Genomic DNA, 7,251 nt, shown 5'->3' with positions numbered 1-7,251 from the left:
CGATAGCGGTGTGTCAGTCAACTTTGATATCAACTGACACACCGCTATCGCGAGCAGGCTCACTCCTACAAGGGATTTGCATTAACCAGAGATTTGCAGCAACCACGCCTTGAAAGCTTTCATCGCCGCTGTCTCGGGTCGCGACTGCAACCGCGTCAGCCAATAACTGCCGGTGGTGATCTCGATCGCAAACGGCTGGCAGATCGCATCCGCCGCCAGTTGCCGGGCGAACATCAGCGGAGGTGCCAACGCCACCCCGCCGCCCTGCAATGCCGCCTCCATCATGGCCAGCGACGAATCGAACACGATGCTTTGCGGTGGCGCTGCTTGCGTCGCCAGACCCGCCGCGTGAAACCACTCCGGCCATTCATCGGTGCGGTAGGAACGCAGCAGCGTCTGCTGCAACAGGTCAGCGGGCGCATGCAGCTGCCGAGCGATTTCCGGCACGCACAGCACCGACAACGGCGCATCGAGCAAGCGTGTTGCCTCGATGCCATGCCACGCGCCGGCGCCGAAACGAATCGCGTAATCCAGCCCCTCCGCCGCCACATCGACCCGGTTGTTATTGGTCGACAAGCGTAAATCTATCAGCGGATATTTCGCCCGAAAGTCCGCCAGCCTCGGCAGCAGCCAGCCCACGGCAAACGTGCCCACCGCGCCGACCGTCAGCATGTCCCGATACTGCCCACCGGCCAGACGCTCGAGCATCTGCGCAATATGATCGAATGAGGTAGTGAGCACCGGCAGCAAGGTCTCGCCTTCACTGGTCAGCATCAGCCCACGGGGCAAGCGTTTGAACAAGGTCAGGTTGAGTTGCGCTTCCAGGCTTTTGACTTGATGGCTTACGGCAGCTTGCGTCACGCAGAGCTCGACGGCCGCGCGGGTGAAACTCAAGTGGCGTGCCGAGGCTTCAAACGCGCGCAGAGCGTTGAGCGGCAGTTGTGGTCGAATCATGCGCTGTCCAGAATTTTTCTAATGGCTCGTCCGAGTTTTCATCGTTTGTCGAGGGCCGGCGAAGTGCCTAAATTAACCGCGCTGATCAGCCGCCCGATGAAAAATCACCCGCAGTGTAGCGGTATACAACAATCGACACTCATGGAGAGTGACTCACTCATGCGTTCCTTCAAACCGAGCAAGGCCTTTTCCTACAGCACTTTCGCCCTGTTCTTCGGCAGCGTTGCCTGCCATGCCGCCACGCCGAGCGATGCGCAATTGCAGGTACTGGTCGCCCAAGCCGTGACCCCGGTGATGCAACAAAACAACATCCCCGGGCTGACCGTGGCGATCACCCTGAACGACCAGGTTCATTACTTTAATTACGGAGTCGCTGCCAAAGACACCGGGCAAAAGGTCAGCGAAAACACCCTGTTCGAGGTCGGCTCAGTGAGCAAAACCTTCACCGCCACCCTCGCCGGTTACGCCCAGGCCACCGGCAAACTCGACCTGTCGAGCAAGGCCAGCCAGCTTTGGCCCGAGCTCAAGGGCAGCGCCTTCGACAACATCAGCGTGCTGCAACTGGGCACCTACAGCGCCGGCGGGCTGCCGCTGCAATTCCCCGCTGAGGCGGATTCTTCCGACAAGATGCTCGGCTATTACCAACAATGGAAACCGCAGTTTCCCGCTGGCAGCCATCGCCTGTATTCCAACCCGAGCCTGGGCCTGTTCGGCTACCTGACGGCCAAAAGCCTCGGCCAGCCATTCGACCAGGCAATGACGCAAACCCTGCTGCCGAAACTCGGTTTGCAGCACACCTTCCTCAGCGTGCCGTCAGCGCAGTCAAAGCTTTACGCCCAAGGCTACGACAGCGCCGACCAACCAGTGCGCGTCAGCCCCGGCGCCCTTGACGCCGAGGCCTACGGCATCAAAACCAGCGCCGCCGACCTGCTGCGCTATGTCCAGGCACAGCTGAAACCGGCCAGCCTCGCGCCCGATCTGCACACAGCCATCGCCAACACACACCTCGGTTATTACCGCGTCGGCGACATGACCCAAGGCCTCGGCTGGGAGCGCTACGCCTACCCGATCAGCCTGGAAAAACTGCAAAACGGCAACTCCACGCCCATGGCCATGGAGCCGCACACAGTCGAGTGGCTGAACCCCCCGCAAGCTGAACCGGCCAACGTGCTGTTCAACAAGACCGGTTCGACGCGGGGCTTTGGCGCGTACGTGGCGTTCGTGCCGTCGCGGGATATGGGTATCGTGATTCTGGCCAACAAGAATTACCCGAATGCCGAACGGGTGAAGATTGCGCATACGGTTTTCGCGGCGCTGGCGGATTAAGAGCAAAAGATCGCAGCCTGCGGCGGCTCCTACAGGATCGGGTTTTCACTCGGTTGATGGTGGAGCCGCCGCAGGCTGCGATCTTTTTCGTTTCAGCGCTTAAAGCTGCGCCTGCAAGCGCCAGCCAATGACATCCATCAAGTCACAGCTATCGCGCAACGGAATCGCCAGCACCCGGGCGAAATCCTGCAACAGCAATGCATCGTGTCCCTTGCCCTCGTCCAGCGAAAGGCTCTCCATCAGCTGCGTCACACAGCGCAAGCGGTAAGCCGCGGTGCCGTGCAACACGTCGATGGGGGCTTCGCTGTCGATCAGCACACAGGGAATTTTGCAGTCAATCCCGGTGATCGGTATGTAGCGCGCCATGATAGAACCTCCCTGTTCAATGTTGAGTCGCCGTTGCGGGTGAATCGAGATTGTCCAGCGCGCGGTTGACCAGCAGTTCACCGACCACCGCCAACTGCTGGATCGACAACGTCAGGCTGCGCTGCGCACCGCTCAATTCACAGGCAAGGTCGGTGGTCAGTACGTTCAGTGAGGCAAGGGTTTCGCAGGCATGGCTCAGCAGTGTCGCCGTGTCGATGTCGGGGAGAATGGTGAAGACGTGGCTGATGGGATCGGGTTGGCCGGGGTGGCGCAAACGCGGGTTATTGGAGTCGAAGGAGCTTGAATCCATGGGGGATTCGGGGGGATTTGGAGTGTGTTTTTTCATTAATAAATCCTCGGGACATTTAAAGAAAAAACTGCCGAACTCACTTCCACGAGAGGGTGGCAGCTTTGCGCAGGTGTGGAAGTCCGGGGAAGCCCGAGGAACCCGGTGCACTCGAGAGTGCTCCTGCGCATAGCTGCCATAAGCAAACAATGTTGGCATAAAAACCACCAACATGTGTCTACAGGCGCAACGCGCGCTCGGGAATCACCGGACTTCCACATCCGACCACTGTGTTTTTCAGCGGCCAAAAGAGGTTATCCCCCTGCGCCACAACGCACCAGTTCACCACGGCCGCCGCGTCTTGCAGGAAAAATCCACTGGGTTTGAAGGGTATTGGCGTCAGACGTTTCAGCAGGCACATGCTGCAACGAGTTTTGATTAGCGGATGAATTCGTTGTATCTACAATGCATCGAATTAATCTGTGTGTGGGAATGACATAATGTGCTGCATTTTTTTTGAACCGACTGACCCTCGAAGGGCGTTGTAATGGAAATTACCAAACTTAAACTTGTGGATTTTGGTCGATTCACGAGGTTGAGCATTGATTTGGCTCCCACCAAAAAACACTCATCAAACGTCACAGTTCTAGTTGGCAACAACGGAGCCGGAAAGACGACTCTCCTCAAATCCTTGGCTGTTTCGTTGAGTTGGCTGGTCGCACGGATCCGTACCGAGAAAGGCATAGGCAATCATCTAGCAGAAGAGGACATTCGCAATGGGGCGATGGGTTCTGTAGTTACTCTTGCTGTAGCAGATAGTTCTCACCCCCATAATGTTGACGGTGATCCTGAAGACCCTTACTACGTATGGAGCATCGCCCGTGGGAAACAGGGACGGAAGTCATCTCCTCATAGTGCTTTAGCAGAAGCAAGCTTGCTTGCAGATCACTACCGCACCCGACTGACAGCCAACGACAAGGCCTCCCTCCCGCTCATCGCCTACTACCCAGTCGAACGCTCCGTTTTAGAAATCCCGCTGAAAATCCGCACCAAACATACATTCGATCAACTCGACGGCTACGACAACTCGCTTAATCGGGGCGTCGATTTTCGTCGTTTCTTCGAATGGTTCCGCGAGCGCGAGGACAGCGAAAACGAAACCGGAATTTCCGACACTGCGCTGGCCGAAATCTCGGAAAAATTCGGTACCGACAGCGACGTATGGAAAACTCTTGCCAAGTTGAAAGCCTCATCTCGAGACCGCCAGCTGGCAGCCGTGCGCTCGGCCATCGCGGCGTTCATGCCCGGGTTCACTAACCTGCGCGTCCAGCGCAAACCGCGCCTGCACATGGCCATCGATAAGAACGGCGTCACTCTCAACGTCGCTCAGCTCTCGCAAGGCGAGAAATCAATGATGGCGCTGGTCGGCGACATCGCGCGTCGCCTGGCGATGATGAACCAGTCCCTCGACAATCCACTGCACGGTGACGGCATCGTGCTCATCGACGAGGTCGATTTGCACCTACACCCGAAGTGGCAACGCAGCCTGATCCGTCAGTTGAGTGAGACTTTTCCGAATTGCCAGTTCGTCTTGACCACCCACTCACCGCTGGTCATCAGTGACGCTAAAGATGTTCTGGTGTACGTCCTCAATGACGGCGAACTCCACGAACACAACGGCCTTTACGGACTCGACGCCAATCAAATACTGCTGGAAGTCATGGACACCGATATCCGCAACAGCGACGTGCAGAAGCGCCTCAATCGGCTTCTGAAGGAAGTACAGGACGGAAATCTGGACGAAGCCAAATTGCTGTTCGCTGAGCTCTCCTCAGAGCTCCCCGAAGGTCATATCGAGCTAGCGAAAGCCGCTCTACTGATCCGCAAGCTGGAGTTGCGTCGTGCGTAAGATAATCAAAGGAGCTGAGCCGGATTCATTTGCGAAATGGAAGCTGAAAAACAAGACCGCCACCTACCCTGACCTTCCGCACGAAGAACGTCAAACCGTCAGGGCCGCTTGCGTCACCGAGCAGTTCGGGCTGTGCGCTTATTGCTGTCAGTCCATCACGGTCGATGGTTCCCACAATGAGCATGTTGAAGCTCAGAATCGCGTCCACAACCGCACATTGGATTTCACCAACATCGTAGCCAGTTGCGAGAATCGCCCTCATTGCGGGCACGGTCGAGGAACGCAGCCGTTGGGGCTGACTCCTTTCATGGATGAGTGTGAAACCGAACTCAAGTTTTACCTTTCGGGCTTGGTCGCGGGAAAAACTGCACGCGCAAAAGATGCCATAGAAACGTTGAATCTCGGCCACACCGAAGAGAGCAATCGCGCTCTTATCGGCAGAAGAAGAACCTTGGTTGAAGCGCTGATTTATAAGGTTGGGGTCGAACCTGGCGAGTTGCCGGAGATTGAGGACAAGGAAATACTCGACCTGCTCCTGGATGATTTACTTCTGCCGAAAGCGCAAAAGCTCGAACCCTTCTCGCCCGTGCTAGTAAACATCATTCGCCAGATGCCAGTGTAAAAAGGGGCGAGAAGATAAATCTTCTTGCCCCTTTTTACACTTATGAAACATCTCCCAAAAACCGATCAATCATCCGGCATCTGCGGCGGCTTGCTCGGTTTGGCCGGTTTGCTGCCCTTCGCGCCTTTGGCCGGTTCCGGCTCGGTGGCGGCAGGCGTTTGTGCGGCGGCCGCAGCGGCGGCTTCTTTTTCGGCCATGGGCATGGCGTCGATGGTTTCGAAGATCTTCGCCAGGCTCAATGCCTTGGCTTCGTCACCCGAGGCGGAGAGCTTGGTTTCGCCGTCCTTGCCCACCAGGAACACTTTTGGATAAGCGCCGGCGCCGAGCTTCAGCGAGCGCAGCAGGGCCATGGTGTCCTGCTGGCCCATGTCCTTGCCGTCGAGCTGGCCGGACATACTGAGGATGGTGTAGACCTTGATGTTGCGGTCGGTGACGCCCTTTTTGTTCGCCGGGTCTTCCAGTGACTTTTTCAGGCTCAGCCACACCGGGTCAACGGTGCTTTGCGCAATCACGATCAGCGGACGGGCGCGGCCCACGTCCCCGGCCAGGGGTGAATCGCTGTCGGCGGCGAACAAGGGGCCGGCGATTGCCAGCAAGAGGGTCAGGGTCAGGGACCTGATGAGCATGCGCATCTCCTTTTGATATCCACGCACTACTGATTGCGCATCGTGGCGATTGTTCCGGCGGTGTCTGGCAAAAAGGCATTGCCCTGTCAGAAGCTTAGGTCAGGGAGAACTTTGCGCAACATGACGTAAGCGATCATCGGCACCTCCCTACGGCCGCTGCACAGGAAGTGTTTTCTCCAGGCTGACTCAGAACGCCAACTTGTAACCAATCAACACCAGCATCGTTGCCAGGCACGGGCGCAGGACTTCGTCGGAGATGCGGCCGGTCAGGTGGCTGCCGAGCCAGATGCCCGGCAGTGAGCCCATCAGCAGAAAACCCAGCACGCCCCAGTCCATGTTGCCCATGCTGGCGTGGCCGAGGCCGGCGACGAGGGTCAGGGGTACGGCGTGGGCAATTTCGGTGCCGACCAGGCGGCGGGTTGGCAGCAACGGGTAGAGGATGAACAGCGCGACGGTGCCCAGTGCGCCAGCGCCGATCGAGGTCAGGGCAACCATGGTGCCGAGGATCAGCCCGGTGATCACGGTCATCACGTTGAGCCGCGAACCGCTAGGGTTGTAGTTGCCACCCGCGCGTTTGTGGGCGAATTCGAGCAAGCGTTTCTTGAAAAAGATTGCCAGCGCCGTGGCAAAGAGGACGAAGCCCAGCGCCTGTTTGATGATGGCGTTCATCGCTTCCGGCGCGGTGTGCAGAGTGCTGAGGAACCACAGGGTCATGGCCACAGCGGGCACACTGCCCAGGGTCAGCCAGCCGGTGATGGCCCAATCGATGTTGTTGTTTTTCCTGTGAACGAGGACGCCGCTGGATTTGGTGATCGCCGCATACAACAGGTCGGTGCCCACCGCGGTTGCCGGGTTGATGCCGAACCACAGGAGAATCGGCGTCATCAACGAACCGCCGCCGACACCGGTCATGCCGACGATAAACCCCACCACCAGCCCGGCAATCACCAGGCCGAAATTTGCCAATTCCATTCAAACGTCCAGAAAACGACAGGAAAAATCTGGCCCGCAGCATAGCGATTTTTCATGTAACCACATATATCGATGCGGTCTATGGTTATGCCATATCGAATTTACCCGGGATTAAAATTGTAGGAGTGAGCCTGCTCGCGATAGCGGAGTGCCTGTCGGCTCATCAAAATCTGAAAGACGGCTATCGCGA

At 57.6% G+C, this 7,251-nt stretch carries 9 protein-coding genes; 4 read left to right on the top strand and 5 right to left on the bottom strand.

What is annotated here, in order from left to right; translation table 11 throughout:
* Nucleotides 1–81: 81 nt before the first annotated feature.
* Nucleotides 82–954 carry a LysR family transcriptional regulator gene (locus tag DCO47_RS24645; protein WP_116659123.1) on the bottom strand — a complete coding sequence of 291 codons (873 nt, stop codon included), beginning with the start codon at nucleotides 952–954 and terminating at the stop codon, nucleotides 82–84.
* Between the two features lie 159 nt (nucleotides 955–1,113).
* Between DCO47_RS24645 and ampC the strand changes: the two genes are divergently transcribed.
* Nucleotides 1,114–2,280: a class C beta-lactamase gene (gene ampC, locus DCO47_RS24640; protein WP_116659122.1), complete on the top strand. Its 1,167-nt coding sequence runs from the start codon at nucleotides 1,114–1,116 to the stop codon at nucleotides 2,278–2,280.
* 99 nt (nucleotides 2,281–2,379) lie between these two features.
* Here the strand turns inward: ampC and DCO47_RS24635 are convergent, their stop codons facing one another.
* Both DCO47_RS24635 and DCO47_RS24630 read right to left on the bottom strand, forming a co-directional pair.
* A complete protein-coding gene (locus DCO47_RS24635) occupies nucleotides 2,380–2,646 on the bottom strand; it encodes a hypothetical protein (protein ID WP_016775363.1) in 267 nt (88 codons plus the stop codon).
* 16 nt (nucleotides 2,647–2,662) lie between these two features.
* A complete protein-coding gene (locus DCO47_RS24630) occupies nucleotides 2,663–2,992 on the bottom strand; it encodes a DUF6124 family protein (RefSeq protein WP_039763404.1) in 330 nt (109 codons plus the stop codon).
* Nucleotides 2,993–3,479: 487 nt separating this feature from the next.
* Between DCO47_RS24630 and DCO47_RS24625 the strand changes: the two genes are divergently transcribed.
* Nucleotides 3,480–4,841 (top strand): AAA family ATPase, encoded by a 1,362-nt coding sequence (locus DCO47_RS24625; protein WP_116659121.1) that lies wholly within the window; start codon nucleotides 3,480–3,482, stop codon nucleotides 4,839–4,841.
* Nucleotides 4,834–5,463, top strand: coding sequence for a TIGR02646 family protein (locus DCO47_RS24620; RefSeq protein WP_116659120.1), 630 nt, complete (start codon nucleotides 4,834–4,836; stop codon nucleotides 5,461–5,463). The genes DCO47_RS24625 and DCO47_RS24620 overlap by 8 nt, the downstream gene beginning before the upstream one ends.
* A 65-nt stretch (nucleotides 5,464–5,528) precedes the next feature.
* Here DCO47_RS24620 and DCO47_RS24615 read toward each other — a convergent pair whose 3' ends face one another.
* Both DCO47_RS24615 and DCO47_RS24610 read right to left on the bottom strand, forming a co-directional pair.
* On the bottom strand, nucleotides 5,529–6,089 hold the full coding sequence (locus DCO47_RS24615) for a DUF4174 domain-containing protein (RefSeq protein ID WP_116659119.1): 561 nt from the start codon (nucleotides 6,087–6,089) through the stop codon (nucleotides 5,529–5,531).
* 186 nt (nucleotides 6,090–6,275) lie between these two features.
* Nucleotides 6,276–7,061 carry a sulfite exporter TauE/SafE family protein gene (locus DCO47_RS24610; protein ID WP_042609141.1) on the bottom strand — a complete coding sequence of 262 codons (786 nt, stop codon included), beginning with the start codon at nucleotides 7,059–7,061 and terminating at the stop codon, nucleotides 6,276–6,278.
* On the opposite strand from DCO47_RS24610, the gene DCO47_RS27165 reads away from it, so the two are divergent.
* Nucleotides 7,049–7,251: hypothetical protein (locus tag DCO47_RS27165; protein ID WP_218279824.1), on the top strand; the 203-nt coding region annotated here is incomplete at its 3' end. The two genes, DCO47_RS24610 and DCO47_RS27165, sit on opposite strands and share 13 nt — an antisense overlap.

It is taken from the genome of Pseudomonas sp. NDM, assembly GCF_003105095.1.
Classification (GTDB): Bacteria; Pseudomonadota; Gammaproteobacteria; order Pseudomonadales; family Pseudomonadaceae; genus Aquipseudomonas; species Aquipseudomonas moraviensis_A.
The sequence above is the reverse complement of the archived record's forward strand: the minus strand, read 5'-3'. Positions and strand labels throughout refer to the sequence as shown.

Bases quoted from the DNA above. Each gene is read 5' to 3' on its own strand.
- DCO47_RS24645 (WP_116659123.1), bottom strand. From the start codon at position 954: ATGATTCGACCACAACTGCCGCTCAACGCTCTGCGCGCGTTTGAAGCC.
- ampC (WP_116659122.1), top strand. From the start codon at position 1,114: ATGCGTTCCTTCAAACCGAGCAAGGCCTTTTCCTACAGCACTTTCGCC.
- DCO47_RS24635 (WP_016775363.1), bottom strand. From the start codon at position 2,646: ATGGCGCGCTACATACCGATCACCGGGATTGACTGCAAAATTCCCTGT.
- DCO47_RS24630 (WP_039763404.1), bottom strand. From the start codon at position 2,992: ATGAAAAAACACACTCCAAATCCCCCCGAATCCCCCATGGATTCAAGC.
- DCO47_RS24625 (WP_116659121.1), top strand. From the start codon at position 3,480: ATGGAAATTACCAAACTTAAACTTGTGGATTTTGGTCGATTCACGAGG.
- DCO47_RS24615 (WP_116659119.1), bottom strand. From the start codon at position 6,089: ATGCTCATCAGGTCCCTGACCCTGACCCTCTTGCTGGCAATCGCCGGC.
- DCO47_RS24610 (WP_042609141.1), bottom strand. From the start codon at position 7,061: ATGGAATTGGCAAATTTCGGCCTGGTGATTGCCGGGCTGGTGGTGGGG.